Raw genomic sequence first — 21,775 nt, forward strand, 5'->3', positions numbered from 1 at the left:
GCGTGCTGAGCTACGCCACGGCCTCCGCTCCGATCGCCGCCCGAGGGCGCCGGGAGCGGACGAGCCGGGTCGCGACCCGCTGATCTCGTGTCGGTGCGGCCTCGTACAGTGCGAGTCGACGATGCCCGGAGGTGACGTGATGACGCAGTCCCCTGACCCGGTCGAAGGCACCGTGCCACCGGCCACCGGGGTGTGGGCGGACATCGTCGGCCAGCCCGCCGCCGTGCGCACGCTGTTCGCCGCGGCGCAGGCGGCGCACCTGCAGGTGCGCGGTGAGCCCGCGCCCGCCGGAGTCATGACGCACGCGTGGCTGTTCACCGGCCCGCCCGGCTCGGGACGATCGGTGGCCGCCCGCGCGTTCGCCGCCGCGTTGCAGTGCACGGAGGCGGACACCATGCCGGGCTGCGGCCGGTGCTCGGCCTGCCGCACCGTCATGTCGGGCACGCACGCCGACGTCCGAGTGGTCGTGCCGGAGGGTTTGACGATCTCGGTGCGCGAGATGCGCGCCCTGGTGCAGGCCGCTGCGCGGCGCCCCACCACCGGCCAGTGGCGGGTGGTGCTGATCGAGGATTCGGACCGCCTCACCGAGGGCGCGGCGAACGCGCTGCTCAAGGCGGTGGAGGAACCGCCCGACCGGACGGTCTTCCTGCTGTGCGCGCCTTCTGATCACCCGGAGGACGTGTCCGTGACGATCCGGTCGCGGTGCCGGGCGATGCAGCTGCGCACACCGCTCGCCGCGTCGATCGCCGAGGTCCTGCGGGAACGCGACGACGTCGACGACGAGATGGCGCAGTGGGCCGCGGCGGTGTGCGGTGGGCACATCGGGCGGGCGCGGCGGCTGGCGACGGACCCGGCTGCGCGCGAGCGGCGGGACAAGGTGCTGAGCATTCCGGCCGGTCTGCGCCGGTTCTCCGACGTGTTCACGGCGGCGAGCGGCCTGGTGAAGTCCTCGGAGTCGGAGGCGGTCGCGGCGAACGAGGACCGCAACGAGGCGGAGAAGGACGAACTGCGCACCGCGATGGGTGCGGGCGGCACCGGCAAGGGCACCGCGTCGGCGACCCGTGGCGCGAACGCCGCCCTGAAGGAGCTGGAGAAGCGGCAGAAGTCCCGCGCCACCCGCTCGCAGCGGGACGCGCTGGACCTCGCGCTGGTCGACCTGGCCGGTTTCTACCGCGACGTGCTGGTGTCCCGGTCGGGTTCGGGGGCGCCGTTGAACCACCCGGACTACGCCTCGGACGTGTCGAGGGCCGCGGCGCAGTGGACTTCGGAGTCGGCGCTGCGGCGGCTGGAGGCGGTGCTGGAATGCCGCACCGCGCTCACCCGGAACGTGAAGCCGATCATCGCGGTGGAAGCGATGGTCGCGACCCTTCACCACGGCTGAGCGGGCTCGTCCGACCGGTCCGGAACGGGAAAGGCCCCCGCACTCTCCTCCCAGAGCGCGGGGGCCGTGGCTGTTTCGGGCGACTCAGGCGTCGCCGTTCGTGGAGCCGTTCTGCGGCAGCCCGGCGAGCCCGGCGAGAGGGGTGCCGGTGAGGCCGTCGGCCAGCGGCTTGCCGATCGCGCCGCCGGCGTTGCTCAGGTCGAGCAGGCCGCCCTTGGGGGTGCCCGCGGTCGTCGGCTTGGTGGTGGGGGTGTTGACGGCGGACGAGGTGCCGCCGGGCTTCCCGTCGGCACCGTCCTGGCCGCCGGTGCCGGCGGCGCCGGGCTGGCCGTTCTCGGCGGAGACGTTGTTGTTGGCGTTGAGCTGCTCCGGCGGGATCTGGTTGATCAGATCGAGCATGGCGTTGCCGGTGGTGTCGACGAAGTCGGTGATGCCGCGCGTGGCGGGGGCCTGGGTGACGCCGTCGATCGGCGTGGCACCGGCGCGCGCCTTCGAGGCGGGGATGACGCCGCCGAGCGGGATGGTGGCGCCCTGCGTGTTGACCGGGTGGGTGTGGGCCTGGGTCAGGTCGTGCAGCGTGTCGCCGATGATGTTGCTCTCGCCGGTGCGGCCGGAGGCCTCGCCGGCTTGTTCGGCCAGTGCCTGCGGTGCGCGCACCACGTCGCCGACGGTGCGCTGCACGCCGTGCAGGGTTCCGGCGCCGTGGAAGGCGGTCTGCGCGATTCCGTTGTCCACGGGCAGTTCGGCCGGGAACTGCGGGGCTGCCTGGGCGGTACCGGAGAAACCGACGGCACCGGCGCCCGCCAGCACTGCGGCGACCGTGGTGAGGCTGCGTTTCATCGCCTTGCTCCTCTCTGCACAGGCGCTCACCTGTGCGCCAGAGGTCGCAGCGTACGGAGCCGTGACCGGCCACTAATCAGCGATCACGACAGCCGTGGATTGTCGACTGGCAGTGTGCGGAGTGACCGGTGGACGACACGTTCGTGTGAGTGGGGCGATCTTGGAATTACTGTCCGACGACGGAAGTGACGTCGACGGACTGGTTGAGGTGCTGCTGGCGCTTGGCTTGTTCTTCGCGCAACGACTCGACCGTGTCGGCGAATTCGGCGTACGCGTCGCTCTCGTCGTCGAACCGGCTGTAGCGCCCGGCCCGTAATTCGACCGAATGGTATTCGCGTTCCAGCACATCGGCGGTCTGCTGCAGGCTCGCGGCGCGTTCCCGGTACTTCGAGTAGCCGCCGAACGCCGCCGCGACCGCCACCAGCAGGCTCATGGCCACCGCGGCCCAGCGCGCGCCGACGACGGCGGCGGACGCCGCGGTGACGGTGGCGCTGATGATGGACCCGGCGATGACCACCGTCTGCAGCAGCTGGTCCTTCCAGCGGTGGCTGCCGGCTTCGGTGCGGTACCGCTCGATCACGTCCGGCAGGTCCGCCCGGTAGCGCTTGCGCATGCCGAGCAGGTCGCCCGCGTTCCACTCGTCGAGCTGGTGTTCGCGATGCGCTCGCTCGAACTCGCGCAGCTCCGCGGCGACCGAGCGCACCGCGAAGTGGTGGCGGTACGCGGTGCGCGCCGAGACCGCGACCGAGCCGACGGGGATCGCCACCGCCGCCACCGATACCGCTATCGGGGGTGTGAGCAGCACGATCCCGGAGATCGAGAGCCCGGTGAGGGCCGCGTTCCCCGGATAGGCCCAGATCAGTAGAAGTCGTTGCAGCAGTCGCGCTCGGTAGAGCTGTTCGGACAGCTCGCTGATTCGGCGCTCCCAGTCCTGCGGTTGGGTTTCCCCGGCGATGACCCCGCCCCCAATGATGCCCGTGCCCGCGTCCCAACGCTCCATCACATCGATCCTTCCGGCGTCACTGTGATCGAAGTAGTTCCCCAAGTACGACGACAATCGACTGGTCGGGTGATAGCTGATTGGGCTGTTCGGCCTACACCCTGTTACGCCTTGTGATCACCGCAGGTCGACCGCGAGGCATCTTCGTCGAAACCTGCCAGTGATAACAGTCGATGGCGCAAGTGCTCAGTCGCCGCGACTACTCGCCCCGGATCGGGGTTCTCCACTGTGGCAGCGCGTCCGTTCGGCTCAATCACGTGGGCCACGATCAGCCCAGCACTCCCTCTGCTATAGGGGCGTCCGGAGTGCGGTGAGCCGGGTGGCGAGACGGCATGTCCGGTGGGGGCGGTGGTGCCGGGCGTGGGTGTGAACGGCTCGCCCGAGGGGGCGGTATTCGTCGGTTCGGTCCTCTGGTCCGATGTGCGAACGGTGTCGGAAATCGCTTTCGGAATGCGGAGATGGCCTGGCCGGATGGCGGAGTCCGAAATGCGGGAACAATGTGGTCTCCCGCTGGTTCCGAGGTGTCGGAAGATTCGTGCCCGAGCGGCGTTGCAGCAGTTCAGTTCGGTGCTTCGGTGCCGTTCCGGGAATTGCTGGATGATTGCTCGCGCAGCGGTGGAAGGCTGGTCGAGGATGAGTGCTTTCGGTGAATTCCCGAGAGGTGTCGGGCGCGCTTCGGATTCTCCGAAATCGGCGCGACCTGGCGGGTGGATGTTGTCCGGCTGGGCCCGGTGGCGAGCGGCTCACGCCGCCGATGCGGGTGCCGAACGAGAAAGACCGCAGGTCACCGGAGTGAACCTGCGGTCTTCTCAGTGAGCCGCCTAAGGGAATCGAACCCTTGACCTACGCATTACGAGTGCGTCGCTCTGGCCGACTGAGCTAAGGCGGCGTTGCGGGGACGAGTGTAGCGGGTCCGGTGGAGCCGTTCGGCGGAGGGGTTGCCGGTCGGCGGTGTCACCGGTTGCGGCGAAGATCAGCGTCACCTGGACGGGGGGTCGTCGTTGATATGTGCGGTGACGCTCGTCACCGATGTGCCGATGGAGGGCATACGGATGCGATCAGTTCGACCGCTGCGTCGTTTCACCGCGGTGACGACGGTGTCGCTGGCCGTCGCAGGGTTGGGGATGCCCGCCGCGTTCGCGCAGACCACCCCGGTGCCGACGCCGGTGGACCCGGACCAGCCGCCCGCGTTGGAGGTGCCGGTGCAGCCGGGGCCGATCTCCGCGGAGGTGGGCACCGGGGTCGGCGTGGTGCGGGTGCTGCCGGGAACGGTGCCGGGGGAGAGCATCTTCGACGATCCGGCCTACGAGGACGCGTTGCGCAAGCAGTCGCTGATCGAGCTCGGCCTGGGGTTGGCGAAGTCGAAGGCCGACTCCGGCGCGTACCTGGCGCACGAGCGGGCGGTCGCCGAGGCCGCGCCGTTCGGTGCCGCGATCGGCGGGTATTCGCCGCAGGTTCCGGGCTTGTCGGTGACGCAGACGGCGGTGCCGGATCACGCGGAGCCGACGGTGACCGGGGTGCGACCGCCCGCGTCGCCCGCTGACGCGCTGGTGAAGCTCGGTCTGCTGGAGGGGAGCGCGCACGCGCGTTGGGACGACCGGCTCGGTCCGTGCGTGTCGCCGATCTCGGAGGCGAGCAGTTCGCTGGGGAGCCTGTCCGCGGTGAACGTGCTCCCCGCGTTGCCGGACACACCGCAGCAGGTGTCCGAACTGCTGCCCGCGGAGCGGCAGGGCGCCCTGGGGGCGGAGGCTGAGCTCGCCGGGGAGATGCCGGGGTCGCTCGCGCGGCTGGGCGGGCTGCTTTCCGGTGGTGCGCCGACGGAATCGGGCATGGGGTCGTTGCTGAACGTGCCGGACGCGGTGCGCGCGCAGTCCCGCATCGAACTCGTCGACGTGCCCGGTTCCGAGGGCAAGGCGGTGCGGGCGACGTCGGCGATGCAGCTGGCGAGCGTGCGGCTGCTGTCGGGCACCCCGCAGGAGCTGCGGGTGGACGTGGTGAGCGAGCCGAAGTTGACGGTCACCGCCACCGGCGACCCCGAGACGTCCACTGTGGACTACCAGGCTCCGGTGCTGCGGGTGACGCAGGGCGGCCGGGAGCTCGTGGTGATCGACGCGGCGAACCCGACGGCGGACCTGCCGATCGGGCTGCCGGGTGCGCCCGGCGAACTGCCTGTCGTGGGGCCCGCGCTCAACGATCGCGTGCTCGACATCGGCGTGCTGCGGCTGAGCATCGGTGAACTCACCCAGGAGGCGCAGGGCACCGAAGTGCGGGCGGGCGCGCGGTTGTTCGACCTGAAGCTGCTGCCCGGTACCGCGCTCGGCATGCCCGACGCGGCGCTGGCCCACGTGACCTTCGGCGAGCAGACGGCTCGGGCGGGAGCGCCGGAAGGCGGCGTGGTGTGCGAGGTGCCCGCGCAGCAGCAGCCCGCACCGGCGACGCCCGCGCAGGGCGCCGCCGCTCCGCCGCTGGCGAAGACGAGCGGCGCGTACTACACGATTCCGCTGTTCTGGACCGGAACCGGTCTGCTGCTGCTCGGCGCCGTGCTCGTCGCCGCGGTGCCGCGCCGCCAGCAGTGATCCGGCGAGATCACCGCGCAGCGGCGATGATCTGCGGCGAGCGGTGGTGTCGTCCCCCTACCCCGAATTGGGGGAGGACGCCGCCGCTCCGGCAGGGTGGAGCGCGGAGTGAACGGACCGTTCGTCCGATCCGGTCGGACGAACGGTCCGTTCACTCCCATCAGGCTCGTGCTCAGGGGAGCATCCAGCTCAGCACCGGGGTCGATTGCAGGTAGACCAGGGCGCACATGAGGAGCAGGAGCAGCAGGCTCCAGCCGAAGACGCGGCGGAACAGCTCGCCTTCGCGCCCGACCAGCCCCACCGCCGCGGTGCCGATCGCGAGGTTCTGCGGTGAGATCATCTTCGCCATCACGCCGCCGGAGGAGTTCGCCGCGCCCAGCAGCACCGGGTCCGCGCCGATCTGTTCGGCCGCGGTGGTCTGCAGGCCGCCGAACAGCGCGTTCGCGCCCGCGTCGGTGCCGGTGATGGTGACGCCGAACCAGCCCACGACGGGTGAGAGGAACGCGAAGAACGCCCCGGTGCCCGCGAGCCAGACGCCGAGCGTGGTGATCTGCCCGGACAGGTTCATCACGTAGGACAGCGCGAACACGGCGAGGATCGCGAGGATGGCCCAGCCGAACTGCCGCAGCGTCCGGCCGTAGACGAGCACCGCGTCCTTCGGCCGCACCCGCAGGAACGGCAGCGCCAGCAGGCCGGACAGCAGCAGCAGGGTCCCGGTGGCGGAGCCGATGGCGAACTCGTACTCGGTGTCGACGGGTGTGCCCGCGGCCGTGAGCACGGTGAGGCCGGGCCAGTCGAAGCTCCAGGTCAGCGTTTTCAGCGGTGCTTTCACGGAGTCGAACTGGGCGAGCGCGAAGACCAGCACGATGATCGCGTAGGGGGCGAAGGCGCGCAGCGTCTCGGCGCGGGAATCCGTTGCGGTCGCGGAGGTTCCGGCCTCGGGGCGGGTGGTCGTAGCGAGCGCCGGCGGCTCGGCGGGAGCGGCTGGAGCGCCGGTCGCGTCTCCTTCCCGGTCGTCGGCGAGCAGTGCCGCCGTGACCGGCTCACCGGGGCGCCACACCCGCAGCAGCAACAGGATCGCGCCGGCGGACACGATCGCCGCCACGATGTCCGCGAGCTGGTACGACAGGTAGTTCGACGTGAGGAATTGCGCCACGGCGAAGGAGATTCCGCCGACGAGCGCGGCGGGCCACGCCTGCCGCACCCCGCGGCGCCCGTCTGCGACGAGCAGCAGCACGAGCGGAACGGCGACGGCGAGCACCGAGACCTGACGTCCGGCGACCGCGCCGAATTCCGCGGCGGGCAGGCCGGTGACCTCGCCGAGCACGGTGATCGGGTTGCCCATGCCGCCGAACGCGACGGGCGCGGTGTCGGCGACCAGCGCCAGCGCGGCGGCCTTGAGCGGGGAGACGCCGAGCGCGATGAGCATGACCGAGCAGATCGCGACCGGTCCGCCGCCGCCGGCGAGCGCTTCGAGCAGCGCGCCGAAGCAGAAGGCGATGACGATGGACTGCACCCGGATGTCCTCGCCGAGCGTGCCGAACGCCCGGCGCAGCACCGCGAAGTGTCCACTGCGCACGGTCAGGTTGTAGATCCAGATGGCGTTGAAGGTGAGCCAGAGGATGAGCAGCAGGCTCTGCGCCATGCCGTACAGCCCGGCGTCGAGCGCGAGCAGCGGCGGCATGTCGTAGCCCGCGACGGCGACGACCAGCGCCACGCCGAGGGTCGCCAGCCCGGCCCAGTGCGCCTTCCAGCGCAGCCCGCCGAGCAGGAACAGCAGCGTGACCAGGGGTAGCAGCGCGAGCAGCGCGGACAGCAGCAGGGAGCCGGTGGGATCGGGGCTCTGGTGGTAGGGCGGCACGGTGACCTCCACAGACCCGCCGAACGGCGGGTTGTTCCGAAAAGCAGAACGGGGTTCCATATTCGGTGACGGCCATGGTGACCCCGATCACCGCCGACTGGCTATCGGCCGCCCGGCCCAATTCCCGGCGAACGGCCGGTCCGCCCGGTCCCGAACTAGGAGGCTCCGCATGGAGAACCGGCACGCCACGCACCCCGACCAGGTGCGCGGCTTCGACACCGACGCGCTGCGGGCCCACTACCTGGTGCCCGACCTGTTCGTCCCCGGCGAGATCCGCACCGTGCACTCGCACCAGGACCGGGTGGTGCTCGGCGGTGCCACCCCCGAACCGGGGCAGGTGCTGGAGCTGACCGCGGAACCCGCGCTGCGCGGCGAATTCTTCTGCGAGCGCCGAGAGCTCGGCGTGATCGCGCTCGGTGGGCCGGGCGCCGTCATCGCCGACGGCACCGAGCACCGGCTGGAGCACCGCGACTGCGCGTACATCGGCGCCGGCACCCGCGAGGTGGCGTTCCGCGGCGACGGCACGCGGTTCTACCTGGTCTCCGCCCCCGCGCGCACGGCGCATCCGATGCGGGTCGCGCGGCACGCCGACACCGAACCCGCGCGGCTCGGCGCGCAGGCCACCGCGAACGTGCGCGAGCTGCGCAAGTACGTGCACCCGGCGGGAATCACCTCGGACCAGCTGGTCATGGGCGTCACCGAACTCGCCGAGGGCAGCGTCTGGAACACCATGCCCGCCCACACCCACGACCGGCGCACCGAGTGCTACCTGTACTTCGACCTGCCCGCCGAGCACCGGGTGCTGCACCTGCTGGGCGAGCCCGGCGAGACCCGGCACCTGGTGGTGGGCGACGAGCAGGCGGTGATCTCGCCCAGCTGGTCCGTCCACAGTGGAGCTGGCACGCACCGGTACGGTTTCGTGTGGGCGATGGCCGGGGAGAACCAGTCGTTCGACGACATGGACCACGTGGCCGTCGCGGAACTGCGGTAGGGGTGGGCATGAGCGCTGAACTGTTCTCGCTGCGCGGGCGGACCGCGCTGGTCACCGGTGCGCGCACCGGGATCGGCCGGGCGATCGCCCTCGGGCTCGCCGGGGCCGGTGCCGATCTGCTGCTGCTGGGGCGCGACGGCACCCTCGACGAGGTGACCGGGCAGGTGCGGCAGCGCGGCGCCGAGGCCGAGGCCGTCGGCGTCGACCTCGCGGATCCCGCCGGAGCCGAGGAGCGGCTGCGCGCCGTGTTCGCCGAGCGGCGGATCGACGTGCTGGTCAACAACGCGGGGATCATCCACCGGGAACCCGCCGCCGAAGTGTCCTACGCGGACTGGCGGCGAGTGCTCGACGTGGACCTCGACGCGGTGTTCCTGCTCAGCAGGCTCGCCGGGGAGCGGATGCTCGCCCGCGGACACGGAAAGATCATCAACATCGCCTCGCTGCTGTCGTTCCAAGGCGGCGTCCGGGTCCCCGCCTACGCGGCGGCCAAGCACGCGGTCACCGGGCTCACCAAAGCCCTCGCCAACGAGTGGGCGCCGAGCGGAGTGCAGGTCAACGCCATCGCGCCCGGCTACATCCGGACCAACCAGACCGCCGTGCTGCAGGCCGACGAGGAGCGCGAGGCGGACCTCCGCGTGCGCATCCCCGCCGGGCGTTGGGGCGAACCCGACGACCTCGTCGGGGCGGCGGTGTTCCTGGCCTCGGACGCGTCGAACTACGTCAACGGGCACGTCCTCGTCGTCGACGGTGGTTGGATGGCTCGGTGACCAGCACCACCGAAGGGCCGGGCGCGGTCCGCAAGGCGCTGCGCGTGCTCGAAGCGCTCGCCGACCACGGCCGCGTCACCGAGCTCGCCGCCGCCACCGGCCTGCCCAAGTCGACCGTGCACCGGCTGCTGCAAGTGCTGGTGGAGACCGGTTTCGCGCACAGCGACGACACCGGCTACCGCACCGGGGACCGGGTGCTCGCGTTGGCGGGCAAGGTGCTCTACCGCTTCGATCCGGCCGCGCAGGCCGACCCGGCGCTGGTGCGGCTGCGCGACGACACCGGCTGCACCGTGCACTTCGCGATGCGCTTCGGCGGTGACCTGCTGTACGTGCACAAGGTCGAGCCGGACAAGCCGTACCGGATGGGCTCGCGGATCGGGATGCACCTGCCGTGGCACACCAGCGCCATCGGCAAGGCGGTGCTGGCGGAACTGCCCGCCGACGCCGTCCGGGAGCTCGCCGGTGCCGGTGAGCTGCCCGCGCGCACCACGAACTCGCTGACCACCCAGCGCGAGCTGCACGCGCAGCTCGACGAGGTGCGGGCCGCCGGGTACGCGCTCGACGACGGCGAGAACGAGCTCGGCGTGCGCTGCACCGGTGCCTGCGTGCGGGACCACTCCGGCGCCGTGGTGGGCGGGGTCAGCGTCTCGACGCTCGCGCTGGAGCACGACATGAGCCGGTTGCGGGAGTTCGGCGACCGGGTGCGGGCCGCCGCCGCCGAGGTGTCCACCGCGCTGGGGCACCAGACCCGCTGACCTGAGCACGACGAAGGCCCTCCCCGATCCGGGGAGGGCCTTCGGTGCTGAGGGCCTTGCAGGGTGCTCTCTCGGTCGGCGTCCTGCCAGTGCCGAAGCCGCTGAGGTGTTCCGCCACCCGGGCCCCTGCGCAGTCCGTTCAGAGAACGGGCTGCGCTCAGTGGCCCTGTTCCTTGGCGCGCTCGTAGGAGCGCTTGATCTCGGCCTCGGCCTCGGTGCGGCCGACCCAGGTGGCGCCTTCGACGCTCTTGCCGGGCTCCAGGTCCTTGTACACCTCGAAGAAGTGCTGGATCTCCAGCCGGTAGAACTCCGCCAGGTGGTGGATGTCGCGCAGGTGCTCCTGGCGCGGGTCGTCCGACGGGACGCAGATGACCTTGTCGTCCCCGCCCTTCTCGTCGCGCATCCGGAACATGCCGACCGCGCGCGCGGTGATCAAGCATCCCGGGAAGGTGGGTTCCTGCACCAGCACCAGCGCGTCCAGCGGGTCGCCGTCCTCGCCGAGGGTGTCCTCGACGAAGCCGTAGTCGGCGGGGTACTGGGTGGCGGTGAACAACGTCCGGTCCAGCCGGATCCGGCCGGATTTGTGGTCCACCTCGTACTTGTTCCGGTTCCCCTTGGGGATCTCGATGGTGACGTCGAAGTCCACGCGGTTCCTCACTCGTTCTCGCCAGCTTGCTCGTCGAGACTGTGCCCGACCGTCCGGCCGCCGTTGCCAGGCCGGTCCCGCATCCCGGTCCCGTACATCGCCAGTGTCCTGACCTGCGATGATTTCGTCGTTCACCGCACGGCGTCACCCGAGGCCGAGCCGCAGGCTCACACGTCGGAGTGGCCGCCCGTGATGCGGCACGACCACGTCTAGTGTGGACCACGGCCGCGCGCCGAGCCCCACCGCAGTGCGGCAGCTCGCATCTGGCAATCTTGCGAACCGTCGAGGAGGAAGCCCGTGCCCGAACCCCACAGCCTCAGGGGTGAGGTGTCCGAGCCCGACGCCACCGAGCAGCCCGCCACGGAAGAGGCCGCCTCAACGGCAGGTTCGCAGGGCGATGAGCAGGGGCGGAGCGCGGACGCAGAGCATCCCGAGCGGGATCGCGCGCGTGCCGAAGAGCAGCCCTGGCCGACGGAGCGCGAAGCGGCGAAGTCCGCGGACGACGATCCCGGCTTTCCGGTCGAGGACCAGGAGAAGGCCGTGGAGTCGGCGGCGGGTGCTTCCGCCGGGGGCGAGCGGAACGAGTCGGCCTCCTCCGGCGATGAACAGCCGGTGAACGCTGAAGCAGCCGGTACCGGGACCACGTCGACCGGCGGGAACACCGAGAAGGCGCCGGCGCGGGCCTCGCTCACGGGCACCGTCCGGATCGACCAGGGCGAGGAATCCGGTCGAGCGGACGGCGGCCGGGACTCCGAGCAGTCGTCTTCGGAGCAGGCGGACGAGACCGCGGCGGAACGGCTGAATTCCGCGGACGAAGCGCGGACAGGGGATTCCGCAGGTGCTGAGACCGGGGCGGACGGTTCCGCGGACGGTGGCTCCGGCGCCGCGGAGTCCGAGTCCGATGATTCCGCCAGTGGTGCCGAGCGGGCCGATTCATCCGGCGATTCCGATGCGAGCGGTGCCGGTTCCGGCGAATCGAGAACCAGTGGTTCCGCCGCCGGTGAGTCCGAGGCGACTGGTTCCGCGACCGGAGGCATCCGGGCGGACGCGCCTTCGGCGGACGACCAGGCTGAGGGCGGCGCGGAGACCGGGGCCCTCGACGCTGGTGCGGGTGCGCTCGGCGAGGGCCGCGGCAGCACGTCCGGGCAGCTTCCCGAACCCGAGGAACAGCGATCGGACGAGAGCGCCGTCGAGGGCGGGACCGGTTCCGAGGAGCCGGCGGGACAGCGCGCGGACTCGGGTGCGGACGACGACGCCGCGCAGGCGCAGGACGCGGAGGACGCGCCGGGCGAGGAATCCGCTGAGCAGGGCTCGGCGGACGAGGATGGACCGAGCGACGATTCGTCGGCCTCGGGCACGGCCTCGGCCTCGGGCACGGACACGGCGAAGGGCGCCGGGCCGAGCACCGGGTCGACGGTGCGGGGCACCCTCGACGAGGACGTGGCGAGCACGTCGGGCACCGGTCAGGGGGCTCGCGCGGTGGGCTTCGTCGGCTCGGTCGAGCCGAACGCCGGGCGGCAGGCCGCCGCGCACGACTTCTCCGGCTGGCAGACCCCGGGGTCCCGGGTCACGGGGATGATCTCGGGCGCGGAGACCGCGGACGTCCGCAACTCGGCAGAGCAGGACACCGGTGGTTCGCGGGACGACTCGGAGACTTCCGGCGCCACCGATTCCTCCGAATCCGAGTCGCCTGATTCCGCTGCCGGTGAGCCGGAGTCCTCGGACTCGGCGGCCGGTGATGTCGGGACTTCCGAATCGGAGCCCTCGGACACGACCATCGATGACTCCGGGACTTCGGAGTCGGAGAGTTCGGAATCCGCCGCGTCGGACTCGGGCACGACCAGCTCGGACGAGGCGTCGTCCACTTCCGGCCAGGACGCGGAGTCCCCTTCCGGAGCGGAACCGGACTCCGCCCAAGACGGCACCCGAACCGAGGCGACCGGTTCACCGGCGCGAGCGGACCGCCCCGCCGAGGCGGACGCCGAGCCGACGCCAGCGGATCCGGACGAGACCGGATCCGGCGCGGGGCCCGCGACCACCGGCGACTCCGAGGACGCGAGCTCCACGACCACCTCCGGCCAGGAGGAATCCGGCCGGACGCACGACGATCAGCGCTCGACGACCTCGTCGGAGCGTGCTCCCCGGGACGACTCGCGCAGGCAGGAAGCGGCCGAGCAGGACGGATCGACCGCATCCGAACCGGCGGAGCAGGAGCCGGACCAGGGCGGCTCGGAACGGCCCGGCAGCTCCGGCCGAGCGAGCTGGGTCGGGGCGGGCGCCTGGCCCGAGACCCCGGCGACCGAGACTCCAGCGGCCGAGGCCACCGCGACGGAGACCACGGCGGCCGAGACCACGGCGGCCGAGACTCGAACATCCGAGACCGCAGCGCCCGAGACCGCAGCGCCCGAGACCGCCGAGCAGGCTCCCGCTGACGGGACCGGCGCACCGGAACCACTCGACGACGCCGAGGTCACCGGCCCGCAGCCTGCGGTGTCGACCGAGGACGTCGAGGTCACGGGGCCGCAGCAGCCGGTTCCGGAGGCCGAACCGGAAGAGCCCGAGACCGGCGCCTCCGCCGCGGACACCGCGACGGCATCGCAGGCCGAGCCGACCGACGACGTCGAATCCACCGGCCCGCAGCGAGCGGTGCCCGCCGACGAGCCCCGGAGCACCGGCGACTCCCGGACCGAACCGGCCGCCGAGCCCGAGCCGCGAAGCGCCGCGGGACCCGCGACCGAACGCCTCGACCGGCGGGCGATCGCGGAGCAAGCGGTCACCGAGCGCCGCGACGACGCCGACGCGCAGGACGCGGCACCCACCGCCGGCCACGAGGACGCCGACGCGGCGACCGGCCGCCCGGACACCACCGCCGAGGCGGCTCAGGACGCGCCCGCCGAAGTCGGCGCCGACCGCGACGCGACCGCCGACGTCGACGACCGCCGGGACGCTGACGCCGAGGAGTCGAGGGACGCCACCGCGGACGTCGCGACCGGCCGCTTCGGCACCGTCACCGACGCGACAGCCCGAGTCGACCTGCGACGCGACGACCAGCGCGAGGACGCGTCGCGAGACCGCCCGGCGCGGGACACCGCTGCCGAGGCCGGCCGCGCCGGCCGCGACGAGTGGCCCACCGCCGAGCAGGCCCGCGTCGAAGCGGAACCCGAGGAACCCGAGACCGACGGCGACGACTCCGCGTTCACCGCGGACGCCGCGGCGTCGCCGCCCTCGTCCACCGACTCCCGGCCGCGCGTCGAGCCGCCGCCCGCCGTGGACTCCGCTTTCACGGCGGACGCGGGCACTCCGATCGGCCCCGCGCCAGCGGAGCAGACCCAGCAGTTCCGGCGGATCGAGGACACCCAGCGGTTCAGCCTCGCCGACCTCGAACAGGAGACCCGGCGCCGCGAGCAGGCGGACCAGCCGAAGGACTCCCGCCGGACCGACGGCCGCCCGGAATCGCCGCAGGCGTTCCGCGAAGGCGACGGTCCCGCCACCGACGACCGGCCCCGCCCGCAGACCTCCGGCGACGGCAGGCCGCAGCGACCGCAGGCGTTCGACCCGGGCCCGCCGACCACGCGGATCCCGATCGTGCCGCCGCCGCAGCCCGCGCGGCCCCCGGTGCCGGGGCCGTCGGACGCGGAGCGGACGCAGCAGTTCCGCCGCCCCGACTTCAGCGGCCCGCCCCCGGCGCAGCAAGGCCAGCAGTCCGCCCAGGCCAGGCCCGCGCCACCCCGGCCAGCCCCGGCGCCGCCGCAGCAGCAGAGCCCGCCGCGGCCTGCGCAGCCGCAGGACTTCGCCGCGCCCGCTTCCTTCCAGCAGCAGCCGCACCAGGACGCGCACCGGGCGACGCCGCAGCGCATCGAGCCGCAGGCCGAACCCGAGCAGGACCACGACGAGCACGATCACCAGGACGAGCGGCCGGCCGCTCCCGAGCCGCGCCGCAAGCGGGCGACGGTGCTGCTGGCGGCGCTGACCGTGGTCGTGCTCGGAGCGGGGCTCGCGGTGGGGGTGCCCGCGCTGGTCAGCGGGCTCAGCGCCGCGCGGCTCGCCGACGCTCCCGCGCCGGTGCGGCTGGCCCCGTCGATCCGCCCGGTGGGCGCGAGCGCGCCCGAACCTGGCAGGTCCGGGCTGGAGGCCGCCGTGAGCGGTCCGCTGGCGAACTCCGAGCTCGCCCCCGTCACGGGCGCCGTGGTCGACGTGCAGTCCGGGCGCACCCTGTGGGAACGCGAGCAGAACCGGCCGATGATGCCCGCCTCCACCGGCAAGCTGCTCACGATGAGCGCGGCGATGCTGGAGCTCGACCACGACGCGCGGTTCACCACCAAGGTGGTGCGCGGGTCCGCGCCCGGCAGCGTGGTGCTCGTCGGCGGCGGCGACCCGACCCTCACGACGCTGCCCGCGGGCGAGGAGTCGGTGTACCCGGGGGCGGCGCGCTTCGACGACCTCGCCGAGCAGGTGCGGGCCGCGACGGGCGGCCAGGTCACGTCCATCGAGGTCGACACCAGCCGCTACCGGGGCGATCCGATCGCGCCCGGCTGGCTGCCCGCGGACATCCCGGCCGGGATCATGGCGCCGATGGAGGCCGTGATGGCCGACGGCGGTCGCGAGGACCCGACCGACGACTACGGCACGCGCACCCTCTCACCGGCGTCGAAGGCGGGGGAGGAGCTGGCCTCCCGGCTCGGCGTGCCCTCCTCGGCCGTCTCGGCCGGAACGGCGCCGAAGAACGCGCAGGCGCTGGGGTCCGTCGACTCGCCGACCATGCGCAAGCTGATGGAGACCACGCTGATCCACTCGGACAACGTGCTCGCCGAAGCGCTGGCCCGCGAGGTCGCGATCAAGACCGGCAACGAGCCGTCCTTCGCCGGATCGGTGAAGGCCGTGCGCGAGGTGCTGCAGCGCAACGGCGTCGACCTCACCGGCGTGCAGATGTCCGACGGCAGCGGCCTGTCCACCCAGGACCGGATCCCGGCGAAGGTGCTGGCGGACTTGATGGCCACGGCCACCGCACCCGAGCGCGACGGCGGGCTCTCGCCGCGGAGCTCGAAGCTGCGCGCGCTGCTGACCGGACTGCCCGTCGCGGGCGGCTCGGGCAGCCTCGCCGACCGCTACGGCGACGGTGACGGGCGCGGCTGGGTCCGGGCGAAGACGGGCACGCTGGACGGGGCGAACAGCCTCTCCGGCACGATCCTCACCCAGGACGGCAGGCTGCTCGTGTTCGCGCTGATGTCCAACAGCACGGCCCCGGCCGACTCGGTCCGGCCCGCCCTCGACGAGGTCGCGGGCGCGATCCAGCAGTGCGGGTGCAGCTGACCGGACGCGGCGCCGCAGCGGTGTCGCGGCCCAGCTCACCCGGAGTACGGTCGGTTTTGTGACTTCGCGATCCGCCACGCTGCCGCCCCGACCGCACAGCCGGGACGGAGCGCAGCGGACGCTCGATTGGGACCTCGCCGCGGCCACCGCGGGCCGGTTGATGCAGAGCGGTCCCGACGTCTCCCGCACGGAGGCGGCGCACGCGGTGCGCGAGCTCCGCAGGGCCAGCGTCGCCGCCGAGACCCACGTGCGGGAGCTGACCGGCCTCGGCCTGGACCTGCCGGTGCTCGAAGGCGACGTGGTGGACCGCACCGAGTGGGTGCGGGCAGCGGCGCACGGGCTCTCCGAGCTCACCGGGATCGCGCTGAACTCCCGTTCCACCGGCAGCGGCAGCGATCTACTCGGCGGGCTCGGGGTGCGCGGCGCGGGCGTGCAGGCGGGGCTGGTGCTGTCGTACCTGGGCACCAAGGTCCTCGGGCAGTACGACCCGTTCCTGCCCAGCGATCAGGGCGCCCGGCCGGGGCGGCTGCTGCTGGTGGCGCCGAACATCGTCGCGGCCCGCCAGGCGCTGGACGTGCCCGCGGACGACTTCACCATGTGGGTGTGCCTGCACGAGTCGACGCACCGGTTGCAGTTCAACGCGGTGCCGTGGCTGCGGGACCACTTCGCCGACAGCCTCGGGATGCTGCTGTCCGACCTCGACTCCTCGCCCGGTGAGCTGCTGAGCAGGCTGCCCAACGTGGTGCGCGGGGTGCGGGCGGGGCCCGACGCCCAGTCCAGTCCCGGCGTGCTCGGCCTGGTGGAGCTGCTGCAAGGCCCCCGGCAGCGCGCCGCGCTCGATCGGATCTTGGCGCTGTCGACCTTGCTGGAAGGCCATGCCGATCACGTGATGGACGCGGTGGGCCCGGAGGTGGTGCCCAGCGTGGCCACCATCCGCCGCCGGTTCACCGAACGCCGCCAAGGCGGCGGCCTGCTGGACCGGCTGCTGCGCAGCGTGCTCGGCGTGGACGCGAAGATGCGCCAGTACGCGCAGGGCGCGGCGTTCACCCGGCACGTGGTGCGGGAGGTCGGGATGGACGGGTTCAACGCGGTGTGGACCTCGCCCGAGCACTTGCCGACCCGCGCCGAGACCACCGACCCCGCCGCCTGGCTGCGCCGCGTCCACGGGTGAGCGCCCCGCTCGGCTCGGCGAGGTCGGGCGACCGCCGCGCGGACCGAGCGCCCGCCGCCGGCGCGTGCTCGCCGGGGACCACAATGGGGCGGTGACCTCCGCTTCTGATCGTCGCGCGCCCGGAGCCGTCGAGGCGGGACCCGCGATGCTCGAAGTGCGTTCCGCGGTCCGGGGTTTCCTCGCCGCCACCGCCGAGGCGCGGGAGGCGCCGCTCGTGGTGGCCTGCTCGGGCGGCGCGGATTCCCTCGCGCTCGCCGCCGCCACCGCCCACCTGGCGCGCAAGCAGGAGCTGCGCGTCTGCGCTCGCGTCGTCGACCACGGCCTGCAGGACGGCTCCGCCGAGGTCGCCGCGCGTGCCGCCGACCAGCTCGGGCGGCTCGGGTTCGCCGATGTGGAAGTGCTCGCGGCGCGGGTGACCGGCCACGGCGGCCCGGAAGCGGCGGCGCGGCGAGCCCGGTACGCCGAGCTCGACCGGGCCCGGCCCGCCGGGGCGGCCGTGCTGCTCGGGCACACCCTCGACGACCAGGCGGAGACGGTGCTGCTCGGCCTCGGCCGCGGCTCCGGTGCCCGCTCCATCGCGGGCATGCGCCCGTGGGACCGGCCGTGGGCGCGCCCGCTGCTGGGCGTCTCGCGGGACACGACGGTGCGGGCCTGCGCCGAGGTCGGCCTGCGGCCGTGGCAGGACCCACACAACGGCGAGAGCCGGTTCACCCGTGTGCGGTTGCGCACAGAGGTCCTCCCGCTGCTGGAGGACGTGCTGCAGGGCGGTGTCGCGAGCGCGCTGGCCCGCACGGCGCGTCAGCTGCGGGAGGACGCCGACGCCCTCGACGAGGTCGCCGGGGCCGTTCGCGCGCAGGTGGAACGGGGTGCGGAGCTGGACGCGGCGGCCTTGGCGGCGCACCCGCCAGCGGTGCGCCGCAGGGTGCTGCGCGGGTGGTTGCTGGAGCGCGGGATCGCCGAGCTCTCCGACGCCCACCTCCGCGCGGCGGACGCGCTGGCCGGTGCGTGGCGCGGTCAGGGCCCGCGTGCGCTGCCGGGCGGCTTTGTGCTGCGCCGGACGCATGGCAGGCTTCAGGTGGAACGTGGTGGACGGGCAACCGCCGGGCCGGTGAGCGGCGGGTGAACGTGCATCCAACAGCGAGAGGGGAAGCCGGTCCGTGTACGACGGCGACATCGCTTCAGTGCTCATCACCGAGCAGCAGATCCAGGACAAGACGGCCGAGTTGGCCAAGCAGGTCGCCGAGGACTTCCAGGACGCCAGAGGCGGCGACCTGCTGCTGGTGGGCGTGCTCAAGGGCGCGGTCATGTTCATGACCGACCTCGCCAGGGAGCTGCCGCGGCCGACCCAGCTCGAGTTCATGGCGGTGAGCTCGTACGGCTCGTCGACCTCGTCGTCCGGAGTGGTGCGGATCCTCAAGGACCTGGATCGGGACATCGCGGGCAGGCACGTGCTGATCGTCGAGGACATCATCGACTCCGGTCTGACGCTGTCCTGGTTGCTGAAGAACCTGGCTTCGCGCAACCCCGCCTCGCTGGAGGTGTGCACGCTGCTGCGCAAGCCGGACGCCGTGCAGGTGGACGTGCCCGTCCGGTACGTCGGGTTCGACATCCCGAATGAGTTCGTCGTCGGCTACGGGCTCGACTACGCGGAGCGCTACCGTGATCTGCCCTACATCGGCACCCTCGATCCGAAGGTGTACACCTCCGGCCGGTGAGGAGCGTGCCTGCTGGGAGCAGGTGTGGGAAAGGTCCGGTTCCGCTCGGGGGTAGGCTTGTCGACCTGCACAACGCTCGGCGTGGTGGCGCGCTCGCGGCGGCCGGTACGCTGGTTCGAGGGGGTTGACGGCGGCGACGGTTCGTGCGCCGTTCACCGGTGCCGTTGCCCGAAGTGAAGTCAGGGAGGGTCGAGGCCGACCGCCGGCCGCAAGTGAATGGACCTCAAGCGCCTGCTCCGTAACCCGCTGCTTTGGATCCTGGCGGTGTTAGCGCTGATAATGAGCCTCAGCGTGCTCTTCGATGAGACCAAGGCTTATCAGCAGGTCTCGACCTCCGAAGCTCTCCGGCAGATTTCCGAGGGCAAGGTAGCCGAGGCGACCATCCAGGACAAAGAGCAACGAGTCCTGCTGAACCTGAAACAGGGTCAGAGCTTCGCCAACAGCAACCAGCTGATGGCGCAGTACCCTGCCGGTGCCACTGATGCGGTGGTCAACGACATCCGGCAGGCGAACGTCGACAAGTGGAACACCGAGGTCACCCAGGACTCGTTCTGGACGCAGATGTTGATCTATCTGCTGCCGATCGGCCTGCTGGTGCTGCTGCTCATGTGGATGATGAACAACGTCCAGGGCGGCGGGAACCGGGTGATGAACTTCGGCAAGTCCAAGGCGAAGCAGCTCACCAAGGACATGCCCAAGACGTTGTTCAACGACGTCGCCGGTGCCGATGAGGCCGTCGAGGAACTGCACGAGATCAAGGACTTCCTGCAGAACCCCGGCCGCTACCAGGCGCTGGGCGCGAAGATCCCGAAGGGCGTGCTGCTCTACGGCCCGCCCGGTACGGGCAAGACGCTGCTGGCCCGCGCGGTCGCCGGTGAGGCCGGCGTCCCGTTCTACTCGATCTCCGGTTCGGACTTCGTGGAGATGTTCGTCGGTGTCGGCGCCTCCCGCGTCCGCGACCTGTTCGAGCAGGCCAAGCAGAACGCGCCCTGCATCATCTTCGTCGACGAGATCGACGCGGTGGGCCGCCAGCGCGGTGCCGGCCTCGGCGGCGGGCACGACGAGCGCGAGCAGACGCTGAACCAGCTGCTGGTCGAGATGGACGGGTTCGACTCGCGCGGCGGCATCATCCTGATCGCCGCGACGAACCGCCCGGACATCCTGGACCCGGCGCTGCTGCGCCCGGGCCGCTTCGACCGGCAGATCCCCGTCTCGGCGCCGGACCTGCGCGGTCGCAAGGCGATCCTGGGCGTGCACTCCAAGGGCAAGCCGTTGGCGCAGGACGCCGACATGGACGGCTTGGCCAAGCGGACCGTCGGGTTCTCCGGCGCGGACCTGGAGAACGTGGTCAACGAGGCCGCGCTGCTCACCGCCCGCGAGAATGGCCAATTGATCACGGGTGCGGCTCTGGAAGAGTCGGTGGACCGCGTGATCGGCGGCCCGCGCCGCAAGAGCAAGATCATTTCGGAGCGGGACAAGAAGATCACCGCGTATCACGAGGGCGGGCACGCGCTGGCCGCCTGGGCGATGCCGGACGTCGACCCGGTCTACAAGCTCACGATCTTGCCGCGCGGTCGCACCGGTGGGCACGCGCTCGTCGTCCCCGAGGACGACAAGGACATGATGACCCGCTCGGAGATGATCGGGCGCCTGGTGTTCGCGCTCGGCGGCCGTTCCGCGGAGGAGCTCGTGTTCCACGAGCCCACCACCGGTGCCTCCAGCGACATCGAGCAGGCCACCAAGATCGCCCGCGCGATGGTCACCGAGTACGGCATGACCGCTCGGCTCGGCGCCGTCAAGTACGGCAAGGAGGAGGGCGACCCGTTCCTGGGCCGCTCCGCCGGGCAGCAGACGAACTACTCGCTCGAGGTCGCGCACGAGATCGACGAAGAGGTGCGCAAGCTCATCGAGGCCGCGCACACCGAGGCGTGGGAGGTGCTCAACACCTACCGCGACGTGCTCGACGATCTCGTGATGGAGGTCCTGGAGAAGGAGACGCTGGTCCGCAAGGACCTGGAGCGGATCTTCGCCAGGGTCGAGAAGCGGCCCCGGATCACGGCGTTCAACGACTTCGGCGGGCGCACCCCGTCGGAGAAGCCGCCGATCAAGACTCCGGGCGAGCTGGCCATCGAACGCGGCGAGCCGTGGCCCCCGCCCGCGCCCGAACCGGCGCAGGCACCGCAGGCCCCGGCTCCCGGTCCGAACGGTCCGGTGCCCGCGGGCGCCGTCCCGGCGGGCCAGTACAACCAGGGCCAGCAGCCGCAGGGCGGGCCGGGCACGGTGCAGTTCCCGCACCCGCAGGGGCAGCAGCAGGCTCCGCAGGGCCAGTACCCGCAGCAGGGCCAGCAGTACCCGCAGGGCCAGCAGCAGTACGGCCAGCCGCAGGGCCAGTACGGCCAGCCGCAAGCCGTGCCGCCGAACTACGGCGCCCCGCCCGGCTGGACGCCGGCGACGGCGCCGGGCGGTGCCGGTCAGCAGCCGTACCAGCAGTGGGTCCCGTCCTGGGAGCGGTCGCAGCAGCAGCCTGCGGAGCAGAACCCCGCGGCCGGTGCGCAGCAGGTCCCGCAAGCGGGCACCGCGGCACCGAGCACGCCGCAGTCGGGGCAGGACGCGGGCGGCGCCGAACAGCAGTCCGGCGCCCAGCAGCCCGACGCGCAGCAGCCCCAGCAGGCTCCGGAGTCGGAGCAGCGGGGAGAGGACAAGGGCGAAGGCGGGCGCTGACCGCCTCGCGCCGAGAGCGACAAGACCGAGAAGGGGCACCG

At 72.3% G+C, this 21,775-nt stretch carries 14 protein-coding genes and 1 tRNA gene; 10 read left to right on the forward strand and 5 right to left on the reverse strand.

Annotation, left to right across the window (positions count from 1 at the left end):
* Positions 1-139: 139 nt before the first annotated feature.
* Positions 140-1,381: a DNA polymerase III subunit delta' gene (locus tag OOZ19_RS21770; RefSeq protein ID WP_266091993.1), complete on the forward strand. Its 1,242-nt coding sequence runs from the start codon at positions 140-142 to the stop codon at positions 1,379-1,381.
* 84 nt (positions 1,382-1,465) lie between these two features.
* Here OOZ19_RS21770 and OOZ19_RS21775 read toward each other — a convergent pair whose 3' ends face one another.
* The 3 genes from OOZ19_RS21775 to OOZ19_RS21785 all read right to left on the reverse strand — a co-directional run bounded on the left by OOZ19_RS21775 (position 1,466) and on the right by OOZ19_RS21785 (position 4,110).
* Positions 1,466-2,221 carry a hypothetical protein gene (locus OOZ19_RS21775; RefSeq protein ID WP_266091994.1) on the reverse strand — a complete coding sequence of 252 codons (756 nt, stop codon included), beginning with the start codon at positions 2,219-2,221 and terminating at the stop codon, positions 1,466-1,468.
* A 166-nt stretch (positions 2,222-2,387) separates the two neighbouring features.
* The gene (locus OOZ19_RS21780) at positions 2,388-3,221 is read right to left on the reverse strand and encodes a DUF4231 domain-containing protein (RefSeq protein WP_266091995.1); all 834 of its coding nucleotides are present in this window, start codon (positions 3,219-3,221) and stop codon (positions 2,388-2,390) included.
* A gap of 815 nt (positions 3,222-4,036) precedes the next feature.
* Positions 4,037-4,110, reverse strand: a tRNA-Thr gene (locus OOZ19_RS21785).
* Between the two features lie 163 nt (positions 4,111-4,273).
* Here OOZ19_RS21785 and OOZ19_RS21790 point away from each other — a divergent pair.
* Positions 4,274-5,797: a hypothetical protein gene (locus tag OOZ19_RS21790; protein WP_266091996.1), complete on the forward strand. Its 1,524-nt coding sequence runs from the start codon at positions 4,274-4,276 to the stop codon at positions 5,795-5,797.
* 172 nt (positions 5,798-5,969) lie between these two features.
* On the opposite strand, the gene OOZ19_RS21795 is transcribed toward OOZ19_RS21790, so the two are convergent.
* On the reverse strand, positions 5,970-7,658 hold the full coding sequence (locus tag OOZ19_RS21795; protein WP_266091997.1) for an L-lactate permease: 1,689 nt from the start codon (positions 7,656-7,658) through the stop codon (positions 5,970-5,972).
* Positions 7,659-7,827: 169 nt separating this feature from the next.
* Between OOZ19_RS21795 and kduI the strand changes: the two genes are divergently transcribed.
* Genes kduI through OOZ19_RS21810 form a run of 3 tightly spaced genes read left to right on the forward strand, consistent with a single transcriptional unit; the run spans position 7,828 to position 10,171 of the window.
* Positions 7,828-8,649: a 5-dehydro-4-deoxy-D-glucuronate isomerase gene (gene kduI / locus OOZ19_RS21800; RefSeq protein ID WP_266091998.1), complete on the forward strand. Its 822-nt coding sequence runs from the start codon at positions 7,828-7,830 to the stop codon at positions 8,647-8,649.
* Between the two features lie 8 nt (positions 8,650-8,657).
* The gene (locus OOZ19_RS21805) at positions 8,658-9,416 is read left to right on the forward strand and encodes an SDR family oxidoreductase (RefSeq protein WP_266091999.1); all 759 of its coding nucleotides are present in this window, start codon (positions 8,658-8,660) and stop codon (positions 9,414-9,416) included.
* The gene (locus OOZ19_RS21810; protein ID WP_266092000.1) at positions 9,413-10,171 is read left to right on the forward strand and encodes an IclR family transcriptional regulator; all 759 of its coding nucleotides are present in this window, start codon (positions 9,413-9,415) and stop codon (positions 10,169-10,171) included. Before OOZ19_RS21805 ends, OOZ19_RS21810 begins: the two co-directional genes overlap by 4 nt.
* Positions 10,172-10,328: 157 nt before the next feature.
* On the opposite strand, the gene OOZ19_RS21815 is transcribed toward OOZ19_RS21810, so the two are convergent.
* Positions 10,329-10,817 (reverse strand): inorganic diphosphatase, encoded by a 489-nt coding sequence (locus OOZ19_RS21815; RefSeq protein WP_184483541.1) that lies wholly within the window; start codon positions 10,815-10,817, stop codon positions 10,329-10,331.
* Between the two features lie 297 nt (positions 10,818-11,114).
* On the opposite strand from OOZ19_RS21815, the gene dacB reads away from it, so the two are divergent.
* The 5 genes from dacB (at position 11,115) to ftsH (ending at position 21,734) form a co-directional block, all read left to right on the forward strand.
* Entirely contained in the window at positions 11,115-16,127 is a 5,013-nt protein-coding gene (dacB, locus tag OOZ19_RS21820; protein WP_266092001.1) for a D-alanyl-D-alanine carboxypeptidase/D-alanyl-D-alanine endopeptidase, read from the forward strand.
* Between the two features lie 79 nt (positions 16,128-16,206).
* The gene (locus tag OOZ19_RS21825) at positions 16,207-17,298 is read left to right on the forward strand and encodes an Rv3626c family coenzyme F420 biosynthesis-associated protein (protein WP_416309478.1); all 1,092 of its coding nucleotides are present in this window, start codon (positions 16,207-16,209) and stop codon (positions 17,296-17,298) included.
* A 145-nt stretch (positions 17,299-17,443) separates the two neighbouring features.
* A complete protein-coding gene (gene tilS, locus OOZ19_RS21830) occupies positions 17,444-18,421 on the forward strand; it encodes a tRNA lysidine(34) synthetase TilS (RefSeq protein WP_266092015.1) in 978 nt (325 codons plus the stop codon).
* Positions 18,422-18,455: 34 nt separating this feature from the next.
* Positions 18,456-19,013 carry a hypoxanthine phosphoribosyltransferase gene (hpt, locus tag OOZ19_RS21835; RefSeq protein WP_184483535.1) on the forward strand — a complete coding sequence of 186 codons (558 nt, stop codon included), beginning with the start codon at positions 18,456-18,458 and terminating at the stop codon, positions 19,011-19,013.
* Between the two features lie 216 nt (positions 19,014-19,229).
* On the forward strand, positions 19,230-21,734 hold the full coding sequence (gene ftsH, locus OOZ19_RS21840) for an ATP-dependent zinc metalloprotease FtsH (protein ID WP_266092003.1): 2,505 nt from the start codon (positions 19,230-19,232) through the stop codon (positions 21,732-21,734).
* Positions 21,735-21,775 lie beyond the last annotated feature (41 nt).

The organism is Saccharopolyspora sp. NFXS83 (genome assembly GCF_026241095.1).
Classification (GTDB): Bacteria; Actinomycetota; Actinomycetes; order Mycobacteriales; family Pseudonocardiaceae; genus Saccharopolyspora_C.